Below are 21,050 nucleotides of genomic sequence, written 5' to 3'. Positions count from 1 at the left end.
CCCGCACTGGTCGAGTGGCCGGCCGAGGCAGCGGCGCCGCCGGCCGGGGGAGTGCGGCGACCCGCCCGCCGTTCCGTTCACAGGTCCTGTTGTTACCGTCTGGTCGGTTGCCCGACGGATAGTCGCAATCATGTGTTTGCGGTGTGTATAGAGGTTCTGGGCGGTGGTAGCGGCCCGGACCAGTCGAGGGTCGCCGCCGCGGCACCGATTGCGTCAGCCTCGGCCCACGCCGTGACGCATCGCCCGAACGTCAGCACTTATCATCATTTTCTGCCCAGTAGCGCCCGAGAGGGGAGACCGGGGACGTGTCCTACCCGACAACGCTTCCGCCCCATCTCAGCCCCAGGGACGACGGTGGCCAAGGCCGGCGTGGACGCGGCGGTGGCCGGCGGGCGGTACGAATCCTGCTGGGCCTCGTGTCGGTCCTCGTACTGCTGATCAGCGTCGGCGGCTGGGCCCAGTACACCTACGCCAACGGCAACGTGCACCACATCTCGCTGAACCTGGGCGGCAACCGGCCGGACAAGACGTTCGGGGTGTCGAACTACCTGCTGGTCGGCACCGACAGTCGGGCCGGCAGCGGCGACGCGTACGGCGGCTCCCAGGTGCTTGGCCAGCGGTCGGACTCGACGATCCTGATTCACCTGGCCAAGGACGGGTCCACGACGATGGTCTCGTTCCCGCGCGACACCCTCGTCACGATCCCGGCGTACACCGACGGGAAGGGCAAGCACCACGCGGCGCACAAGGACAAGTTCAACTCGGCGATCTCCGACGGCGGGCCCACCCTGCTGGTGAGCCTGGTCGAGGGCCTGACCGGGATGCGGGTCGACCACTACGTGTCAATGGACCTCGCGGGCTTCAAGCAGATCACCAACGCGATCGGTGGCGTCGACGTCTGTGTGCTGCCGTCGAGCTTCCGGGAGTACGTCGAAGAGGATCACAAGTACAGCACCAACACGAACGACCCGATGAGCGGCTGGCTCGGCGGCCCCGGAACCGTCCACGTGAACGGCGACCAGGCACTCGCCTTCGTCCGCCAGCGCCACGGGCTGTCCACGCAGGGCGACCTGGACCGGATCCACCGCCAGCAGCAGTTCATGGGCGCGGTGTTCCGCAAGGCCTCCAGCAGTGACATCCTGACGAACCCGATCAAGCTGGAGGCGTTGATCTCGGCGGCGACCTCGGCGCTGACCCTCGACGACAACACCAGCATCACCGACCTCAAGGGCCTGGCCCTGTCGATGAAGGGCGTGGCGTCGGGCTCCATGCACGTGGAGACCCTGCCGACGCACCCGCCGACCGTCGCCGAGGGTGGCAACCCCAAGGACGGGACGCTCGCCCCGTACGGCGCGGTGCAGATCTACAACCCGGTTGACCTCGCCAAGATCGTCGTACCGCTCGGCGGCCACGTCGACGGCGTCACCCTCGACGACACGGCCGCGCCCTCGACGCCCGACCCGGGAGCGACCCCAGGCCCCGTCACCGTCCCGCCCGCGCAGGTCAGCGTCGCGGTCTACAACGGGTCGATGACCAAGGGCCTTGCCTCCAAGGTGACGACCGCGCTCGTGGGCAAGGGCTTCCAGGCGACGACCGCGGGCAACGCCGACGCCCTCACCTACACCACCTCGCGGGTGATCTACGGCACCGGACAGCAGCAGGCGGCGTGGACCGTGCAGGCGGCGGTTCCCGGCTCGATCGCCCGGCTGGACCCGTCCGTCAAGGGCATCCACCTGATCCTCGGCGCGCAGTACACCGGCGTGGTCACCCCAACCGCCGCGGGCAGCGGCAGCACCCCCGCGGCCGCGCCGACGACCCAGGCCCCGCAGGGCCCACCGGCACCGCCGAACTGCACCATTTAGGACTCAGTAGGTGCAGCCGCCAGTGAGCTGGGCGGCGGTGGTGGCGGGGGCCGGGCTGGTTGGAGCGGCCTGGGTGCTGCCGCCGGCCGGGGTGGTCGCCGGCGCGGTCACGTCGCGCAGGCCGGTGAAGCCCTTGCCGAGGACCAGCGAGACGGTTCCGCTGGTCAGCGTCGGGTCGACGGAGAAGCTGGCGCCGGGCACGACCGCCCCGAGCGCGCGGGCGTCGGCCTCGTCGCCGGGCGGATAGCGGACCTGGGTGGTCGCGGGTGCCTTGCCGGACCAGGTCTGCGCGGCACCGACGACGAAGCCGGCGGTCGCCAGCGAGCTGGCCGTGCGGCCGGCGGTCCCTTCGAGGCCGGTCGCGTTGAAGACGTCCACCTTGAAGTCCGACCGCGGTGAGACCGGGCCGGCGCTGATGCCCTGGCCACCGGTGGCGGCCGGCTCGGAGCTGGCCGGGCTCGGGGTGCCGCGCAGCGGGGCGAGGAAGGCGTCCAGGGTCCGCTGGTCGTAGATCTGCACCGAGCCGTAGACGGGGAGCTCGCCGAGCTCGTTGGCCCCCTCCGCGGGGGTCGGCGGCCGGACCGGGATCGTCTCGAACTGCAGCTGGTCGGGCCGCAGCCCGTGCATCCGGGTCGCGAGCTTCTGCAGGTCGTCGATCGTCGTCGAGTCGTCGACCGTCAGCGAGCCGAACGCGGCCTGCAGCAGCGACTCCAGCTTGACCGGGTTGGTGAGCACGCCGGTGCTGGTGGCCTTCGCGAACACCGCGCTGATGAACTGCTGCTGACGTCGGATCCGGTCGAAGTCGCCGTCCGGCAGGCCGTGGCGTTCGCGGACGAAGGCCAGCGCCCGCTCGCCGTTGAGATGGTTGGCCCCGACGACCCCGGTCCACTGCGACCACGGGTCGTGCAGGTTGGCCGTGCTGCCGTCGGGCAGGGCGCGCACGCAGACCGTGACGCCACCGATCGCGTCGGTGATCTGGCGGAAGCCGGCGAGGTCGACCTGGACGTAGTGGTCGATCCGCAGCTGGGTCAGGCGTTCGATCGTCCTGATCAGCAGGGACGGGCCGCCGGTCGTGATCGCCGAGTTCAGCTTGCCCCTGCCGTGGCCCGGGATCGCGACCAGCGTGTCCCGCGGGAAGGAGACCAGCGTCGTCGTCCCGTCCGGCGCGAGGTGGGCGACGATCGTCGTGTCCGAGCGCTCGCCGTCGACGGCGCCCTCGCTCTCGAACTCGGTGCCGGTCCCGGCTCTGCTGTCGGAGCCGACGATGAGGAAGTTGACGGCCCCGCCGGTGCCGGCGGCCGGCCGGTCATTACCCAGGTTCAGCTTGATGCGGGCGATCTGGCCGTCGAAGTACCGATACACGGTGTAGCCGCCGACGGAAACCACGAAGACGAGGGCGGACAGCGTCGCGGCGATGATCACCAATGTGCGGGCCGCTGTGCCCTTGGCCCTGGCTCGACCGGGCCGCGGGCCGTGGGGGTCGAGTTCCGCGGGCAGCGCCAGGGTGGATGCCAGAGGCTTTGGCGGTGCTTCTGTCACCGTCTGAGCACCTCCCGCTCCTACACGGATAATCAACCGGCAGGATTGTTGCTCTCCGAACTCATGTCGACACTCAAGGTACCCGCTCGTAGTCGCGCGTACCCGACACCCGTGCGTAGATGTTCCTGCCCTGTGAGCCCGCTGTGAGGCCCGAGGGGGGCGGGCGAGACCAGGCGGTCAGCTAGGCGGTGAGCGCGGACGGCTCTGGCCGCGGCCCGGTGACGCCGACGGCCGGCGCTGGCACGTGGCGGCGACCGTCGGCGTCCGGCGGCGTCGACGGCCGCTCCCGCAGTGCCGAGCGTCCGACGTAGGCCAGCGAGACCAACGCGAGCGCCGCCGTCACGGCGAGGATCGCGAACGTGACCCCGGACGGGAACGGCGCCCAGCGGGCGATCGCGTTCGCCACGTCGGGCACCCGGGCCGGGGTGAAGCGCACCCCGCGTCCCAGCCAGTAGTAGCTGCAGATCGCCAGCAGCGCGAACGCCTGCATGAGCAGCGCCCCGACCAGCATCACGACCGGTGTCCACCGGTCCCGGCGGCCGAGCAGCCGGGCGAGCCCGGCGGCGATGACCACCCCGGCGCCGACGAGACCCAGATAGAGGTACCGCCCCTGGACGGCGATGCCGCGGGTGTACTGCTCGTACTCGGCCCAGCTGCGCTGGGCGACCGTCACGTAGGCGAAGGCGACCGGCAGCAGCAGCACCACCGGGATGGCCGCCCGGCCCAGCCGGTCCAGCCACGTGCGCCGGGCCGCGTGGCCGAGCCCGTTCGTCAGGCACGCGATCGCGACGACGCCGACGATCACCGTCGCCGCGACGATCGCCACCGGGGTCAGCTGCGGGGGCTCGAACATCCCGAGTCCGCCCCAGAACCGGCTGATCATCGTCCTGATGAAGTACCAGAGCCAGGTCCAGAACGAGTCCGGCAACAGCAGCGACTCGCGGCGCGGCGGATCGGCGTCCCAGCCGTTCGGCTGGACGGCGCCGTAGAGGACGTAGTTGCGGACCCACCACCAGCCGCCGAGCCCGAGGCCGACGGCGAGGGCCACGATCGCGGGCCCCCACGGCAGGGAGCCGACCAGCGCCCGCGCCCGCCCACCCCGTCCGGCCGGGACGGCGGCGGCCCGCCGCGGCCGGCTGTGCCACCAGCCCACCAGGTAGGCGGCGACGACCATCAGCGGCAGCAGCAGCGCCAGGCCCTTCGACAGGAACGTGAGCGCGAGCCACACCCCGGCCCAGACCGCGGTACGCAGCCGCCGGTCACCGCGCAGCACGCCGGCCAGCACGAACGTCAGCACACCCGTGGTGAGCATCAGCACGCCGTCGTTGTTGAACGTCGCCCCGACCCGGTCGAACCCGGGGACCGCGAGCGGCAGGACCGCCGCGCCCCGGGCCACCGCCTCGGACAGCCGCAGCCGTCGCGCCGTCGCCCACGCCAGCAGCGGCAGCGGCGCGACCAGCAGGATGTTCAGCAGCCGCAGGACGTAGACCTGCTGGTCATAGGCCCAGTTGGTCGCGGGCAGCGCCCCTAGCACCGCGGCGCCGACGGCGTACACCATCGGCGGGTGCTGCACCATCTGGTTGGAAAGCCGGCCGTCGGTCACCGGGGCCGGTCCGCCGAGCGCGTCGAACGAGTCGCGCTGGTCCCTGGGCGTCGGGGTGATCTCGGCGAACGACGGCGAACCGCGCTTCTTGCCGCCGGACTGGAACATGTCCGCGTAGGCGCCCCGGTCGAAGGCGTCCGAGGTCGCGGCGACACCCTTGGAGATCATCTTGTCGCCGGGCGCCGGCCAGCCGTCGCCGTGCAGCAGCCCGTAGACCATGTCGACGTGCTGGGCCTCGTCGTAGCCGGTCCACGTCGGGTACACCACCGAGTACGTGGCCAGCAGGGCCAGGTGCAGGGCGGTGATCACCAGCACGACCGTCGGCACCCGCCGGACCCGCCGCCAGGTCGCCCCTGCCGGGCGGGCCAGCCGCCGGCCCGGTCTGCCCGTGGCCGCGCCGGGGCCGTCGTCGGCGCGGTCGGCCCGTGGTCCTTCGCCCGGGTAGGCGGGCAGCGGACCGGACGCGGACGTGCCACCGTCGGCGTCGGCCGTCCTCGGCCCGAAGTCGGCCGGCATCGTGGTGGCGGGTGGCGTGTCGATGACGCCGTCCGCGGGGTTCGCTGTGTCCGTGCGCTCGCTGATCGTCGGCTCCGTGGTCCCTGGAGTTCCGTGCGGGCGCACCGTGACGCGCCCGGTGCCGGGCCTAGCTCATCGCCCGGCGATGCCGGCGGTGGTCCCAGACTCTGTCATTGGGGCCCGATGTCATCGGGGGTCCGGCGCAACGCAACCACACTAACCTGTGCCGGACCTGTGGATTTTCCCCGGCTTCGACGACCGGATCTGAACCTGGTCTTTAACCCGGCCTGGGTCCCAGGAGCGCAGGTCCCGGATATGGTCCCAGGGCCTGACGTAGGTGTCAGGGCCTGGCAGTCTGCCAGACTGCGAGCTGTGCGCGTACTCGTGATCGGTTCCGGTGGCCAGGTCGGCTCCGAGCTGTGCCGGCTGCTGGCCCTCGACCCGCGACTGCCGGCGATCGCTGGACTGACCCGGTCGGAATGCGACATCACCGATCCGGCCAGGCTTCGCGCAGTGATCCGCGACCAGGCCCGGCCGGCGAAGGTCCAGGGCGGGCTGACGGTCGTCAACACGGCGGCCTGGACCGACGTGGACGGCGCCGAGACGGACGAGGTGGGCGCCTACGCGGTCAACGCCACCGGCCCGGCGCACCTGGCCGCCGCCTGCGCCGAGGCCGGCGCGACCCTGATCCACCTGTCGACCGACTACGTCTTCGACGGCCTGGCCGACAAGCCGTACGAGGTCGACGACCAGACCTCCCCTGCTTCCGCCTACGGGCGCACGAAGCTCGCCGGCGAGCAGGCCGTGCTGGCGCTGTGCCCGTCGTCGTACGTCGTGCGTACCGCCTGGGTGTACGGCGCCGTCGGGAAGAACTTCGTCAAGACGATGGCGCGGCTCGCCCGCGAGCGCGACACCCTGACCGTCGTCGACGACCAGCGCGGCTCGCCCACCTGGTCGGCGGATCTCGCCACCGGGCTGATCGAGCTGATCCTCTCCGGCGCCTCGTTCGGCCTCTACCACTTCACCAACGCCGGCGACACGACCTGGCACTCGTTCGCCCAGGCGATCATGGAAGAGATCGGCGAGGACCCGGCGAAGGTGTTGCCGACGACGACGGCCGCGTTCCCGCGCCCCGCGCCCCGGCCGGCCTTCTCGGTGCTGTCGAACCGCAGCTGGCTGGACGCGGGCCTCACCGCCCCGCGCCCCTGGCGGGACGCGCTGAGCGCGGCCTTCGCCGCCTATCCCGCCGAACTGCGGGGATAGGAGGAACGGCCGGACGGCGGCGGCGCGGCCACCGTCGCGGTCGGAAACCGGTTTGCTCCTGCCGGGTAACGTGAAGCACGTGACCGCGCAGATCAACTCGTCCAGCTCGCCAGGGGCCGGCGACGTGCCCGGGGGACGTCCCACCCTGGTGGCGGTCGCCTGGCCCTACGCCAACGGCGCCCCGCATCTAGGACACATCGCCGGCGCGTACCTGCCGGCGGACATCTTCGCGCGGTACCAGCGGATGGCGGGCCGCCGCGTGCTGATGGTGTCCGGTTCGGACGCCCACGGCACGCCGATCACGGTGCGCGCCGAAGAGGAGGGCATCACCCCTCAGCAGGTCGTCGACCGATACCACCCGATCTTCCTGGACATCTGGGAGCGGCTCGGGATCTCGTTCGACCTGTTCACGTCGACCCGGACGGACAACCACACCGCCGTCACGCAGGACGTGTTCACCAGGCTGCGCGCGGCCGGCTACATCTCCGTCCAGGAGACGACGCAGTTCTACGACCCGCAGGCCGGGCGGTTCCTGCCGGATCGCTACGTCGTGGGGACCTGCCCGCACTGCGCGTACCCGAGCGCGCGCGGCGACCAGTGCGAGAACTGCGGGCGCACCCTCGACCCCGACCAGCTGATCGAGCCGCGCAGCAAGATGACGGGCGCCGTTCCCGAGCAGCGGCGGACGTCGCACTTCTTCCTGGACCTCTCCAAGCTCGAGGAGCCGCTGCTGGCCTGGCTGGAGACCCGCACCGGCTGGCGCCGCCATGTGATCAACTGGTCGCTCCAGTTCGTCAAGGACGGCCTGCACGACCGGGCGATCACCCGTGACCTCGACTGGGGCGTCCCGCTGCCCACCGACGAGCTCGGGCCCGGCAAGCGGATCTACGTGTGGTTCGAGGCCGTGATCGGCTACCTGTCGGCCAGCAAGGAGTGGGCCGCGACGATCGCCGGCGCCCCTGAGGCCTGGCGGGACTGGTGGGAGAACCCCGACGCCGCGGCCTACTACTTCGTCGGCAAGGACAACATCCCGTTCCACACGGTGATCTGGCCGGCGATGCTGCTCGGCTACGGCGGCCTCGACCTACCGACCGACGTGCCGGCCAACCAGTACGTCACGTTCGGCGGGGCGAAGGCCTCCAAGTCGGCCGGGATCGGGCGCTCGGTCCCGGAGTACCTGGAGGTGCTGCAGCCGGACGCGCTGCGCTACGCGCTGGCCACGGTGCTGCCCGAGCAGAACGACACGGAGATCTCCGACGGCGACATCATCCGCCGGGTCAACGACGAGCTGATCGCCAACTGGGGCAACCTGGTCAACCGGGTGATGGCCCAGATCAACAAGTTCTTCGACGGTGTCCTGCCCGACGTCCCGTCGCCGGAGGAGCTCGGCGGCAGCCACGCGGAGCTGCTGGCCAAGGTCGACGAGGGTCTCGCCCGGACCGCGGAGCTGCTGGAGAAGGTGGAGCTGCGGGCCGCGCTGCGGGCCGCGATGGAGGCCTCGGGCGAGGTCAACCAGTACCTCTACCGCGAGGAGCCGTGGAAGACCGTCAAGGTCGACCGTGACGCCGCCGCCCGCAGCCTGGCCACGTCCATCCAGGCCATCGCGGGTATCGCCGTCGCGCTGGCGCCGTTCCTGCCGTTCTCGACCGAGCGGCTCCAGGACGTGCTCGGCGTCGACCTGACCGTCTGGCGCCGCCAGGAGGTCCCCGCCGGCCGCCGCCTCGACTGGTCCGCCGGAGGCCTGTTCATCAAGCTCGACCCCAAGGCCCTCGACCGCCCGGAGCCCACCGCCTAGCTCCCTCCGGGCCTGGCACCCAGCTTCACCCAGGCCGGCGACCCCAAGGAACGTGTCGCGCGCACCGAGGACGCGAGGCTAGATGTCGAAATCCATACCCAACTGGCGATCTTCGGTCGATCTCGAGTGTCTAACCGGCCATGATCGCTAGTTGCGTATGGATAAAAGGTGCAAAACACGACGCCGAGCGACGATTTGCATGCGCAGTTCGCGATCAAGGTCACCTAGGCGTGAGAACGGCCGTCAGTGATCACTGATTGCGTGCGGAAACCGGCGTCGCCACAGCCCACAAGCGCGGCGACCCGCGCACGGGACCGCGGCCGACCGCCGAGGAAGCCCGGGAAGCTGGGCGATCAGGCCTCGCGGGCCTCCTCGGCGGTCGTGCCCGGTGCTACCCGGAGCGTTCCGCGCTGGTCGGAGCCCCCGTCGACGCGGGAACCGCCGGCTCGTGCGTCGACCGTGGCTCGGCCACACCGCCGACCGCGACCGCTGCGGTCACGCCTTCGACCGCCGCGGCGGCCGCGACCGGCGCGTCCGGGCTCTCCGGTCGTTTCCCGTCGGCGTCGACGTGCACGGTCGAGCGCATGTTCAGCTGGGGCAGGAAAAGGCTGAGGATGACCGACAGCGCGGCGACGGGCCCGGCGACCCAGAAGGCCACCTGCAGGGACTCGGTGTAGGCGTTCTCGAAGCCGTGCCGCAGCGCGGGCGCGAGACCGGCGACCAGCTTCGGGCTGACCGAGGACGGTGAGAAGCCCGCGGGCAGCGACATTCCGCCGAGCGCCTGGGGCAGCTTCTCGGTCAGGTGGCTCGCGAAGATCGCGCCGAGGATGGCGGTGCCGAACGAACCGCCAATCGAGCGGAAGAAGGCCGAACCCGAGGTGGCCGCGCCCAGGTCGCGGAACTCGACGGCGTTCTGCACCGACACCACCAGCACCGGCATGACGCCGCCCAGGCCGAAGCCCAGCAAGGCCAGGTAGATGACCATCTCGCCGGTGCCGATCTCCGGTGTGAGCCGCCAGGCGAGCATGAGCAGGGACGCCGTGACCAGCACGGAACCGACGATCGGGTAGACCCGGTAACGGCCGGTCCGGCTGACAAGCCGGCCCGTCAGGGTCGACGACACGAGCATGCCGCCCATCACCGGCACCAGCCGCAGTCCGGACATGGTCGGCTCGACACCCTTGACGACCTGCAGGAACAGCGGCAGGAAGGTGATCGCGCCGAACATCGCGAAGCCGCTGACGAAGCCCATCAGGTTGGAGATGTTGAAAACCCGGTTCGCGAACAGCCTGGGCGGCAGGACGGGCTCCGGGACACGCCGCTCGACGAAGGCGAACGCCACCAGCAGCACGACTCCGCCGACGACCAGGCCGATGCTCGCCGCCGAGCCCCAGGCCAGCGTCGTACCGCCGAAGCTGGTGAACAGCACCAGGCAGGTGGTCGCGCCGGCGAGCAGGGCCGTGCCGAGGTAGTCGATGGTCCGCTTCACCCGGTTGCGGGTCGACGGGAGGGCCGACGCGACGATGACCAGCGCGATCGCGCCGAGCGGCAGGTTGACGTAGAAGACCCAGCGCCAGTTCAGGTGGTCGACGAACAGGCCGCCGAGCAGAGGCCCGACGACGCTCGCGAAGCCGAACAGCCCGCTGAAGACGCCCTGGTAACGGCCGCGCTCCCGGGGCGAGAGCACGTCGCCGATGATCGTCTGGGCGCCGATGATCAGGCCACCGCCGCCGAGGCCCTGCAGCGCGCGGAACGCGATCAGCTCGCCCATCGACTGGCTGAGGCCGGCGACCGCCGACGCGACGAGGAAGATGATGATCGCGGCCTGGAAGAAGATCTTGCGGCCGTAGAGGTCGCCGAGCTTGCCCCACAGCGGCGTCGACACGGTCGAGGCGAGCAGGTAGGCGGTCACGATCCAGGACAGGTGCTGGGCGTCGCCGAGGTCGCCGACGATCGTGGGCAGGGCGGTCGCGACGATCGTCTGGTCGAGCGCGGCCAGCAGCAGGCCGATGCCGAGCGCGATCAGGATCAGGCCGACCCGCCGGCCCCCGGACGATGCGGGGTCGTCGGAGGGCGCCGAGCCCTCGGCCGCCGGTTCGGCGGCCCTGCTCGCTGTGCTTGCGGAGGTCATCGGCTCTCCCGGAGCGTCTCGGGGGCGGACTGGGTCACGAGGAGGACCTGGGGGGCACCGGCAGGCCTTGGGCGAGGTTGGCGAAGCCAGCCCGTAGGGCGTCGGACAGCTGCGGGGCCGACAGGTCGTCGCTCCGCTGCCAATGGCCGATCGTCGCCCGGATGAGGGCCATCGCCGTGACCACGACCGTCATCGGGTAGGGATGCTCATCGACGCCGAGACCGGCCCGCTCTCCGATCACCTCGGCGAGCCTGCGCTCGAAGTTGCGCAGGGTCGCGGCCTGGGCGCCGAACAACTGCGGGTTGGCGTGGTGCATCTGCGCCCGCGCCCGGTGCAGCGACGGATCCTGGACCTTGCGCTCCATCCGGGCGATGAGGACGTTCGCGATCGCGGTCAGCGGCGGTTCGTCCGCCGGCCGGGCTCGTAAGGCCGCGCAGGCGTCGTCGACCTCGTCGTTGTCGATGCCGCCGAGGGCGTCCTCCTTGGACCGGAAGTAGTTGAAGAACGTGCGCGGCGAGACGTTGGCCGCGGCGGCGATCTCGTCGACCGTCACCCGCTCCAGCCCGCGGTCGGCGACGAGGCGGACGGCCGCGTCCCGGATGGCCTGTCGGGTCTGGCGCTTCTTGCGCTCCCGCAGGCCGAGCTCGACCGGCACAGCTGCCACCGCGGCGTCCGCGAGTACCGCGGCGTCCGCGAGATCACTCATCATGAGGGGCCTCCTCCCGCGCTGCCTCGGTCGCTCCAGGCTCGGTTGCGTCAGGTCGCCGAATCATGCGCGTGCTACAACTTTGCTGATGCTACAACTTTGCTCGCCATACAACTTTGCAGTCTCTGAATAAATCTAGCCGAGCCCCGCTGGACCGCAAACCGCCAAACCGCCGGACCGCCGGGGTGGCGGGCCGGCGGCCGTGGTCGGACGCCCGGTGGGACGTGGTCAGGTGGCCGTGGCCGTCGCGGTGACCGTGGTCCGGCCCAGCACCGCGAGGTCGGCCGGAACCGTGTCAGGGACCGTCACCTCGACGAGGTCCGCGGCGGCCTCCTTGCGGGCATCGAGACCGGACGTACGGCGCATCCGCAGCTCCGGCAGCAGCCAGGCCGTGAGGAAGCCGAGGAACGCGATCGGCACGGCCACCAGGAAGACGACCTGCAGCGAGTCGGTGTAGGTCTGGATGAACCCGGTGCGCAGCGCGGCGGGAAGGCTGGCGATCAGCCTTGGGCTCACGTCCGAGCCGGAGACGCCGCCCGGCAGCGCGTGGCCGCCCATCAGGTGCGCCAGCTTGCCGCTCAGCACGTTCGCGAAGATCGTGCCGAACACCGCCGTACCGAACGATCCACCGATCGAGCGGAAGAACGTCGCGCCGGACGTGGCCGCGCCGAGGTCACGCGGTTCGACGGCGTTCTGCACCGACAGCGTCAGCACCGGCATCACCAGGCCCATCCCGACGCCGAACACGAACATCGACAGGCTGAGCCGCAACGTCGAGACGTCTGGGGTGAGCAGCGAGAACAGCGCGATGCCGACCGTCATCAGACCCGTTCCGACGATGGGGAAGACCTTGTAGCGGCCCCAGCTGGAGATCAGCCGGCCGGTGGTCATCGAGGCCATCATCAGGCCGAGGCTCATCGGCAGCATCTGCAGGCCGGACACGGTCGGGTCGATGCCCTTGACGATCTGCAGGAACAGCGGCAGGAAGGTGATCGCGCCGAACATCGCGAAGCCGACGACGAAGCTCATCAGGCTGGCGACCCGGAAGACCTTGATCGTGAACAGCCGGGGCGGCAGCACGGCCTCGGTCGCCCGCCGCTCGACCAGCACGAACACACCGAGCAGCGCGACACCACCGACGGCCAGGCCGACGCTGGGCGCCGAGCCCCAGGCGAGCGACGAGCCGCCGAGGCTGGTGAACAGCACCAGGCACGTGGCGCCGGCCGCGAGCAGCGCGGTGCCCAGGTAGTCGACGGAGCGCTTGACGGTCGACCGGATCGAGGGCAGCACCCGCGTCGCGACGGCCAGCGCGGCAGCGCCCACCGGGACGTTGACGTAGAAGATCCAGTGCCACGACAGGTGGTCGACGAACAGGCCGCCCAGCAGCGGGCCGAGCACCGAGGACGTGGCGAACAGCGCCGAGAAGACGCCCTGGTAGCGGCCCCGCTCGCGGGGCGAGACCACGTCGCTGATGATCGTCATCGCTCCGACGACCAGGCCGCCGCCGCCCAGGCCCTGCAGGGCGCGGAACCCGATGACCTGCGCCATCGACTGGCTGAGCCCGGCGAGCGCCGACGCGACGACGAAGATGATGATCGCCGCCTGGAAGAACCGCTTGCGGCCGTAGAGGTCGCCCAGCTTGCCCCAGATCGGGGTCGACACGGTCGAGGCGAGCAGGTAGGCGGTGACCACCCAGGACAGGTGGGCAGCTCCACCGAGATCTCCGACGATCGTCGGCAGGGCGGTGGCGACGATCGTCTGGTCGAGCGAGGCGAGCAGGAGGCCGGTGCCGAGCGCCGCGACGATCAGCCAGATTCGGCGGTCCGTGCGGCCGGTCGCCCGCGTAACGCCTCCGCCGGCGTCGGCTTGCGCGCCGTCGGTCAGGCCGGCGCTACGTGGTGAAGACATGTGCTTGCTTCCTCCGCTGGTCCATCGTGCATCCACTACAACTTTGCCTCTCCTACAAGTTTGCAGTCAACGCAAAAATTCCCGAACTGCAGAGATCTGGGTCACCAGGTGCCGGGGGCGGGCGCGCCACCCGGACGAAACGGGCCGATCGCCCCACGGGCCGGTGCAGGTGGGACGGCTGGGACACTGGAGGCGATGGCGACGCCGACCGACGAGCCGGCCATGACCGCCCCGACGGTCATGGCCCAGTCACCCACGGCCACCCGCGGGCCCTTCGAGCCCAGATCCGACCCCGCGGCGGCCGCGGCCGAAGCGGACTCGGCCGAAGCGGACGCTGGCCCCGCCCCGGTCAACCCCGAGGCGCGTCCTGGCGCCGGGTCCAGGCTCGGACGGCTGCTGCGGCGCCACGCGTTGTTCGGGCTGATCGCGGCGGTCGCCCTCGCGGCCCGGGGGATCGTCGTCGCGGCCTACCAGCCGGCGTTGATGTACCTCGGCGACTCGGGCGCCTATCTCGACCAGACCTGGCACGGACTGTGGCCGGCGGACTGGCGGCCCAGCGGCTACCCGATGTTCCTGCGGCTCGTGCGCGGCGAGGAGCACCTCACCCGGCTGGTCCTCGTCCAGCAGTCGCTGACGTTCCTCGTCGGCGTCGTCACCTACGCCGTCGCCGTCCGGGTGACCCGCCGGCCGTGGCTGGCGACGCTGTGCGCGGCGCCGGTGCTGCTGTCGCCGTGGGTGCTGGATCTCGGCCAGTTCGTGCTCGCGGAGACGCTGTTCAGCGCGCTGACCGGGCTTGGCCTGCTGCTGCTCGCGGTGCCGGGCCGGCCCCGGCTGTCGGTCGTCCCCGTCGCCGGGCTGCTGCTCGGTGCCAGCCTGCCGGTGCGGACCGTCGGCTACGGGCCGCTCGCGGTGGGCTTCGTCGTCCTGGCGCTGACCGTGGGCGCCGCGGCCGTGCGGGCCCACCGCTCGGGCGGCGTCTCGCGGCTTCGCGCGGCGTCCCAGGCGGGGGCGTTGCTGCTGTCGTTCGGGCTGGCCGCCGCCGCGCCGATCTGTGCCTACAGCGGGTGGAGCGCGTCCGAGGGCGCCGGGTTCACGGTGTCCGCGCACTCCGGGTTCTTCCTCTATGGCCGGGTCGCGCCGTTCGCCGACTGCTCGGTGCTGCCCGCGGACCGGCCGCAGCTGTCCACGCTGTGTGACCCGAGGCCCGTCGCAGACCGTGGCCAGCCCGACAGCTACCTCTGGCTGGCCAACTCGCCGCTGCGCCAGGGCCACACCCGCATCCCGAAGGGCCGCGAGCAGCTGGCCGGAGAGTTCGCGGACGCCGTCATCCGGGCCCAGCCCGGGATGCTGCTGCGGACCTCGGCCGACTACTTCGCCGGCTACTTCGCGCCGACCCGGCACGAGACGTCGACGACCTCCCGGCCCGACACCTGGGAGCTGCCCGACCAGCTGACCAACGCGGCGCAGGACAGCGACCGGCGCGCAGCCGACGGCTACTTCGTCACGACCAGGCTCAACCACGGGCTGGCCGGGCCGCTGGCCGCCTACGCCCGGCTGGCCTACGCGCCGATGCCGCTGGTCGGGGCAGGGCTGGTGGCCGGGCTGCTGGCCGTGCCGATCGCGCGACTGCGGCGCCGGCCCGGCCCGCCACCGGCGTTCTGGCTGCTGGGCGGTGGCGGCCTGTCCGTCCTGGCGCTCAGCGCGGCGACCGCGGGTTTCGACTACCGGTATCTGGCCTCGGTGATCGGGATCCTCGGGGCCGCGGCGATCCTCGGCGCAGCCAGCCTCGCCCGCGCCCTGCGTCGCGGCGCCGCGCGGACCATGCCCGAGCCTGGCGCCGTGATCCCGTCCACTGACCCGGCCGCCACCTCCGACCCGGCCGCGACACTGGACCGGAGTGCCGAGACGGTGGCCATTCCGTGACAGGCGGTCGCAGGCAGCCAGCGACCTGGGCCAGTCGGCGCGCGAGGCGGGTTGAGCCGGGTAGGCAATAGTTCGGGGCGGCCGCGTTGTTCCTTGCGGCAGGTGCCGCCGTGCGAGGCGGGGCGGTGGCCACGGTGCTGTCGGCCGCGGGGAGCCACGGGACCCGATGGTGGGTTGGCGACGACGGGAGGTCCGACGTGCGGGTGGCGTTTCTCGGGATGGGGAAGATGGGCCGGCTGATGGCGGCCCACGTGCTGGCCGGCGGGCATGAGCTCACGATCTGGAACCGGACGCCGGCACGGGCGCCCGAGCTGGTCGCGGCCGGTGCCCGCGAGGCCGGGTCGGTGGCGGACGCGGTGGCCGACGCCGACGTCGCGGTGCTGATGCTGTTCGGGCCGGAGTCGGCCGGCGAGGTGATGGAGTCCGTCCACGTGGCGGCCCCCACCGGTCTCCTGGTCATCAACGGGACCACAGTCGGGCCCGAGGCGGCTCGCGAGCTCGGCCGGGCCGCGAACGCCGCCGGGCTGCGCTACGTCGACGCCCCGGTCGCCGGGACCCTGGGCCCGGCCCGGGACGGCACGCTGAAGATCCTCGTCGGCGCGAGCCCGGCCGATCTCGCCGCGGCCAGGCCGGTACTCGAGCTGTTCGGTGACCCGGCGAAGATCGTCCATGTGGGCGAGGTCGGCGCCGGCAGCGCACTGAAGCTGGTGGTCAACCTGAGCCTCGCCGAGGCGATGGCCGGCATCGCCGAGACCCTCGCCCTGGGGGCCGACCTGGGCCTCGACCGGGATCTGGTCGTCGGTGAGCTGGCCGGCGGCTTCCTCGGCGGCGTGCTCGGCTACAAGCGGGCGATGATCGAGTCCGGGGACTTCACCCCGGCCGCGTTCACGGTCGAGGCGTTGGCGAAGGACGTCCGCCTCGCCTGCCGCGCGACCCCTCGCCAGCTCGGTGTGGCGCAGGCCGTGCTCCAGCTGACGGCCGAGGCCGCCCGCCGCGGCCAGGGTGAGCACGACTTCGCCGCCATCGCGGACCTGCCGGCGCTGGACACCGACGCCGCGCCACCCGGCGCCGCGGACCCGTCCCGTCGCCCCTACTCGGCGTACTCGGCCGAGGCCTGACCCGGGCCCCAGCGTCAGGGCCCCAGCGTCAGGGCCCCAGAGTAGGGCTCGCAGCGTCACGGCCCGAGCCGGTCCGTCGACGGCCGGCGCGTTTCGCCGTGATCGCCTGGCTGCGTAGGGTGCGTGCCGGACCGGTCGGGTCGGCGGCTACGGTCTCCTTTGGGCGAATTGGCCGGCGCGGCCGGCCGCCCGCGGGCGATCGGGAACTTACGTGGCGACGGGGCTGTCGGGTAACGAGCACGGCCTGACCCAGCGCGAGACCGGCGGCGGTGGCGGAGCCGCGGTGGTGCGGCGGTGGGTGGCGCTCGGCGTCGTCGGCGCGGGACTGGTCTTCGCGGCGCTGGCGGGGCTCACGGCGCTCGCCATGCCGCCGTTCACCAGCGGTGACGAGGCCCAGCACACCTCCTACGCGCTCGACGTCGCGAGTGGGACCCTCCCCGTCCTCGGTACTCCCGTTCACGCCGTGCTGCCCGGAATGCCCGGCATTCCGGCCGACTGCCGGGTGACCCCCGAGCAGGCCCGAGCGGGGATCGAGATCGCCCGGCTCGGCGTGAACAGCCGGTCCCACGGCACCGGGCGCGCCGGCCCGGCCGCTGTGCCGGGCGCCGTGCCGGGCGCGACCAGGGACCGGGGCCGGACCGTCAAGACCGTCTCGTCGACGGTCCGCGCGACTCCAGACCTCCTCAACCCGGGCCGCGCCACTCCGGGCCCCGGCGGCGGTTCGGGCTCCCAGGGCGCCCGAACCTCGGCGGTCCCGGCCAGCACGGCCTCCCGTCCGACCTCGCTGGCCGTGCAGATGTCCGTCGACGGCGGTATGCCGGCCTGCGCCCGCGGTTCACGGGGCATCCGTGGCAACACCCAGATGACCTACACCGCGAACCATCCGCCGCTGTTCTACGCGATCGAGGCGGTACCCCTGAAGATCGGCCTGGAGGCCGGTCATCCGATCGCGGGGTTCCGCGCCGCGCGGCTCGTCAACATCGGGTTCGGCATCCTCGCGCTGGTGGCCGTCGCCTGGCTGGTCCGCGAGCTACTGCCGGGCCGCCCGGACCTGGCGGTCGGTGCCGCGGCGATCACCGGCGTCATCGGCATGTTCGTGAACACGGCCGGTCAGGTCTACAACGACGCGCTCGCGGTGCTGACGATCACCCTGGCGTTGGCCGCGGTCGTGGTCGTGCTGCGCCGTGGACCGTCGACGGGGAGGCTCGTCGTCCTCGGCGCCGCGGTGCTGGCGGCCGCGTCCACCCGAGCCAGTGGACTGCTGGCCGCGGGCCTGATCGTGCCGACCGCCGGGATCGCCGTCGCCCTGCACGCGGGCCTGTCCAGGGCTGTTCCGCCGCGGGACGTCCCGTCCCCACCCCCGCCGCGGGCCGACGGCACGGTCGTGGACGAGCAGGAGACGGGAAGGTCGTCCGAACGACGCGGCCGGCTGCCGGTCTGGCGACAGGTCGGACGCGGTGCCGCGACGACCGTGGCCGGCGTCGCGGTGCTCGTCGCCGGAATCGGCTGGTTCTACCGACGCAACCAGTCGCTCTACGGCGACATCACCGGTTCGGGCCTGATCGCCCGGATGTTCCCGACCAGCTCGTCACCGATGTCGATTCCGCAGATTCTGCGCTCGGAGGCGTTCTGGTCGGCGATCTATCGGGGCTCGTTCGGGCGCGTCGCCCTGATCGGCGAAGGGCCGGTCCTGCGACCCGTGCCGACGCTGCTGCTCTGGGTGTTCGCGGCCGGCCTGCTGCTGGCGGTAGCGCGCTGGGTGGCTCGCTGGTCCCTGCCGGGCCTGGACAGCGGTTGGCGGTCGCGAACGCTGGCCGTGGTCGCCTGGCTGCTGATCGCGCTGCATGTCGTGGTGGTGACGGCCACGCTTGTCGGCTACGTCGCCGCCGGTGGCATGTGGTTCGCCCGCTACCTGCTCCCGGCGATCCCGATCGCCGCGCTCTTGCTCGCCACCGCCCTGGCCGCGCTGCCGTTCGCCCGGCGCGGCCTGCCGACGGTCCTGGTCGTCGCCGGGCTCGGCGCGTTCGCGGCAGTGATGTTCACCCGTGAGCTCGCCTTCAAGTACCCGGTCCTGGCGCGCTACCACCCGGCCCGGCGGCTGGCGGCCGCGCTGGTGATGTCCGGCGTCCACTCGCCGGCCGCGGTCCTGTGGCTCCTGGCTCTCTGCGCGGGGCTCGGGCTTGGCTGCCTCGCCTGCTCGCTCTGGACCCTCGCGGGCAGCGCCGTGCCGCGCTGGCCGCTGCCGCGCTGGCCTGGCGGCGGCCCGCTCGCCCGGTGGCTGCCGCGCCGGTGGCCGTTTCCCCGTCGGCCACCGGCGACGCCCCGCCTCTCCTGATCGCCCGGCGGGTCTACCGGACGTAGGCGGCGCCGCCGTCCACCGGCAGGATGGCGCCGGTGATGTAGGAGGAGGCGGGGCTCGCGAGGAAGACGGCTGCCGCGCCGATGTCCGTCTCCTGGTCGCCGAGGCGCCGCAGCGGGATGCCGGCGATGACGTCGGCCATCGCGTCCGGCTCCTCCGCGGCGAAGCGCCGCAGCGCGGGGGTGCTGGCCAGCGGGAAGATCGTGTTGACCCGGATGCCGTCGGGGCCCCATTCGTTCGCGGCGCCGCGGGAAAGCGCGTTCAACGCGGCCTTCGTCGCCGCGTACACGCCCCGGCTGTGCGTCGACGGGTTCACCGAGGCGCTCGACGAGACGTTGATGACGGTGCCCCCGCCGCGCAGGTAGGGGTGGCACAGCCGCATCAGGCGCAGGGCGGCGAGCGGGCCGGACTCCCAGCCCGCCGCGACGGCCTCCTCGCTGATCTCCAACAGCGTGCCCGCCGGGACGACCATCGCCGAGTTGACCAGGATGTCGACCGTTCCGAACGCTTCGACGGTCCGGGCCACCAGGCGGTCCAGGTCGTCGGGAACCATCACGTCGCAGCGGACCGCGAGGGCCCTGGCGCCCCGGGCCTCGATCTCGGTCCGGGTGGCGTCGATCGTCGCCTCGGTGCGCCCGCAGACCACGACGTGCGCCCCCGCGCCGGCCAGCGCCAGGGCGATCCCCTGACCGACGCCCTGCCCGGACCCGGTCACGATCGCGACCTTGCCGGCTAACACCCGTTCCTGCCCGCCCCCGGCCAGCGTCGTCATGCCGTGGTCACCTCCACCGGTCGCCCCGCCCTCCCGGCGATGGCGGGGAGGCGCACCGAAGCGTGCGTCGGCTCGGCTCGGCTTCGCAAGAGCTGTCGTCAGCGGCCCAGCTCCGCCAGCCGGCCGGTGAGGAAGTCGCGCTCGACCGTGTTCTCGGTGAGCAGCAGGGCCTCCTCGTAGGCGAGGCGAGCCTCGGCGATCCGGCCGAGGGAGCGCAGGAAGTCGGCCCGGGCGGCGGGCAGGTAGCCGTACCCGGCGAGCTGGGGCTCGGCGGCGAGCTCGTCGAGGGCGGCGAGGCCGGCGGCCGGACCGTCGGCGAAGCCGACCGCGACCGCGCGGTTGAGCGCCACCACCGGCGAGGGCCAGCGGTGCGCCAGCAGGTCGTAGAGGCCGACGATCTCCCGCCAGTCGGTGTCAGCCCAGCTCGGCGACCCGGAATGGACGGCGGCGATCGCAGCCATCAACGGGAACCGGCCGGGCAACCGGGCCGGCCCGGGCCGCGACCCCCGGCGCACCAGCGCCGCGCGCACCAGCCCGAGGCCCTCGTCGATCGCGGCCCGGTCCCACTGGGCCCGGTCCTGCTCGGCCAGGAGCAGCAGCCGCCCGTCGGGCCCGACCCGCCCTGCCGTCCGGGCGTCGGTCAGCAGGATCAGGGCGAGCAGGCCGGCGACGTCCGGGTCGTCCGGGAGCAGCAGCCGCAGCATCCTGGCCAGGTCGACGGCCCGCTCGACCAGATCTCGGCGCACGAGGTCCGCCCCGACGGGCGCGGTGTGGCCGGTGGTGAACAGCAGGTGGACGACGGTGAGCACCGCGTCGACCCGCTCGGGCAGCTCCTGGGCGGGTGGCAGCCGATACGGGATGCGAGCGGCGGCGATCTTCTTCTTGGCCCGGGTGATCCGGGCGGCCATCGTGGTCTCGGCGACGAGGAACGCCCGCGCGACCTCGACCGTCGTGAGCCCGCACAGCAGCCGCAGCGTCAGTGCCACCCGTGCCTCGGGGGCCAGCGCCGGATGGCAGCAGATGAAGATCAGCCGCAGCCGGTCGTCGGCGGCGCCCGGGACCACCGGCAGCTCGGAAAGGTCTCCAACGGGCCGGGCCTGGGCCGCGTCGCCGAACGGCAGGCGGACTGACCGCCACGCGGCCGGGCCACGGTTGGCCGGACCGAGAAGCGAGCCGGGCGACGCGAACAGGCCCTCCTCCGGGCTCGGCTCGGTCTCGTCCTCCAGCAGCAGCGGGAGGCTGCGGCGCAGCGTCGCGTCCCGGCGCAACAGGTCCAGGGCGCGGTTGCGGGCGACGGTCGTGAGCCAGCCGCCGGGCCGGGTCGGGATTCCCTCGTTGGCCCACGCGGTCAGTGCGCGGGCGTACGCGTCCTGGACGCATTCCTCCGCGAGGTCGAGGTCGCGGGTGAGCCGGACCGTCGCGGCGAGCACGAAGGCCCACTCGCGCCGGTGCGCGTCCGCGACCGCGGCCGCCACCTCGGCGGCCGCGGCCGCGCGCGAACCGCGGCCCTCCCGGTCGGAGGCACCCGGGTCCTTCGTCATCCGGACCCGCCGGC

At 72.6% G+C, this 21,050-nt stretch carries 13 protein-coding genes; 6 read left to right on the top strand and 7 right to left on the bottom strand.

Translation table 11 applies throughout. The annotated features are described in order from the left end of the window. Window positions 1-305 precede the first annotated feature (305 nt). On the top strand, window positions 306-1,862 hold the full coding sequence (locus FRAEUI1C_RS30360; RefSeq protein ID WP_013427211.1) for an LCP family protein: 1,557 nt from the start codon (window positions 306-308) through the stop codon (window positions 1,860-1,862). A 3-nt stretch (window positions 1,863-1,865) separates the two neighbouring features. Here the strand turns inward: FRAEUI1C_RS30360 and FRAEUI1C_RS30355 are convergent, their stop codons facing one another. Both FRAEUI1C_RS30355 and FRAEUI1C_RS30350 read right to left on the bottom strand, forming a co-directional pair. Next, complete coding sequence (locus tag FRAEUI1C_RS30355) at window positions 1,866-3,401, bottom strand: LCP family protein (RefSeq protein WP_013427210.1); 1,536 nt, start codon at window positions 3,399-3,401, stop codon at window positions 1,866-1,868. 181 nt (window positions 3,402-3,582) lie between these two features. After that, entirely contained in the window at window positions 3,583-5,625 is a 2,043-nt protein-coding gene (locus FRAEUI1C_RS30350; RefSeq protein ID WP_013427209.1) for a glycosyltransferase family protein, read from the bottom strand. 279 nt (window positions 5,626-5,904) lie between these two features. On the opposite strand from FRAEUI1C_RS30350, the gene rfbD reads away from it, so the two are divergent. Continuing rightward, window positions 5,905-6,783 carry a dTDP-4-dehydrorhamnose reductase gene (gene rfbD, locus FRAEUI1C_RS30345; protein WP_013427208.1) on the top strand — a complete coding sequence of 293 codons (879 nt, stop codon included), beginning with the start codon at window positions 5,905-5,907 and terminating at the stop codon, window positions 6,781-6,783. A gap of 79 nt (window positions 6,784-6,862) precedes the next feature. After that, on the top strand, window positions 6,863-8,578 hold the full coding sequence (metG, locus tag FRAEUI1C_RS30340) for a methionine--tRNA ligase (protein ID WP_157735095.1): 1,716 nt from the start codon (window positions 6,863-6,865) through the stop codon (window positions 8,576-8,578). A gap of 391 nt (window positions 8,579-8,969) precedes the next feature. Here metG and FRAEUI1C_RS30335 read toward each other — a convergent pair whose 3' ends face one another. The 3 genes from FRAEUI1C_RS30335 to FRAEUI1C_RS30325 form a co-directional block, all read right to left on the bottom strand. After that, window positions 8,970-10,709, bottom strand: coding sequence for an MDR family MFS transporter (locus FRAEUI1C_RS30335; RefSeq protein WP_013427206.1), 1,740 nt, complete (start codon window positions 10,707-10,709; stop codon window positions 8,970-8,972). 34 nt (window positions 10,710-10,743) lie between these two features. Next, on the bottom strand, window positions 10,744-11,415 hold the full coding sequence (locus FRAEUI1C_RS30330; protein ID WP_041261795.1) for a TetR/AcrR family transcriptional regulator: 672 nt from the start codon (window positions 11,413-11,415) through the stop codon (window positions 10,744-10,746). A gap of 228 nt (window positions 11,416-11,643) precedes the next feature. Beyond that, window positions 11,644-13,323 carry an MDR family MFS transporter gene (locus FRAEUI1C_RS30325; RefSeq protein ID WP_013427204.1) on the bottom strand — a complete coding sequence of 560 codons (1,680 nt, stop codon included), beginning with the start codon at window positions 13,321-13,323 and terminating at the stop codon, window positions 11,644-11,646. A gap of 195 nt (window positions 13,324-13,518) precedes the next feature. Here FRAEUI1C_RS30325 and FRAEUI1C_RS30320 point away from each other — a divergent pair, with 195 nt between their 5' ends. The 3 genes from FRAEUI1C_RS30320 (at window position 13,519) to FRAEUI1C_RS30310 (ending at window position 18,699) form a co-directional block, all read left to right on the top strand. Continuing rightward, window positions 13,519-15,246, top strand: a complete 1,728-nt coding sequence (locus FRAEUI1C_RS30320; RefSeq protein ID WP_013427203.1) for a dimerization/docking domain-containing protein — start codon at window positions 13,519-13,521, stop codon at window positions 15,244-15,246. 197 nt (window positions 15,247-15,443) lie between these two features. Further along, window positions 15,444-16,364 carry an NAD(P)-dependent oxidoreductase gene (locus FRAEUI1C_RS30315; RefSeq protein WP_049807033.1) on the top strand — a complete coding sequence of 307 codons (921 nt, stop codon included), beginning with the start codon at window positions 15,444-15,446 and terminating at the stop codon, window positions 16,362-16,364. Between the two features lie 211 nt (window positions 16,365-16,575). Beyond that, window positions 16,576-18,699: a hypothetical protein gene (locus FRAEUI1C_RS30310; protein ID WP_013427201.1), complete on the top strand. Its 2,124-nt coding sequence runs from the start codon at window positions 16,576-16,578 to the stop codon at window positions 18,697-18,699. 13 nt (window positions 18,700-18,712) lie between these two features. Here the strand turns inward: FRAEUI1C_RS30310 and FRAEUI1C_RS30305 are convergent, their stop codons facing one another. Together FRAEUI1C_RS30305 and FRAEUI1C_RS30300 are read right to left on the bottom strand one after the other, a co-directional pair. Next, the gene (locus tag FRAEUI1C_RS30305) at window positions 18,713-19,495 is read right to left on the bottom strand and encodes an SDR family NAD(P)-dependent oxidoreductase (RefSeq protein ID WP_013427200.1); all 783 of its coding nucleotides are present in this window, start codon (window positions 19,493-19,495) and stop codon (window positions 18,713-18,715) included. A gap of 98 nt (window positions 19,496-19,593) precedes the next feature. Beyond that, window positions 19,594-21,036, bottom strand: coding sequence for an RNA polymerase sigma factor (locus tag FRAEUI1C_RS30300; protein ID WP_013427199.1), 1,443 nt, complete (start codon window positions 21,034-21,036; stop codon window positions 19,594-19,596). Window positions 21,037-21,050 lie beyond the last annotated feature (14 nt).

This window comes from Pseudofrankia inefficax (assembly GCF_000166135.1).
GTDB lineage: Bacteria > Actinomycetota > Actinomycetes > Frankiales > Frankiaceae > Pseudofrankia > Pseudofrankia inefficax.
Note: the sequence above shows the minus strand (reverse complement) of the source record. Positions and strands in the feature narration are given on the sequence as shown.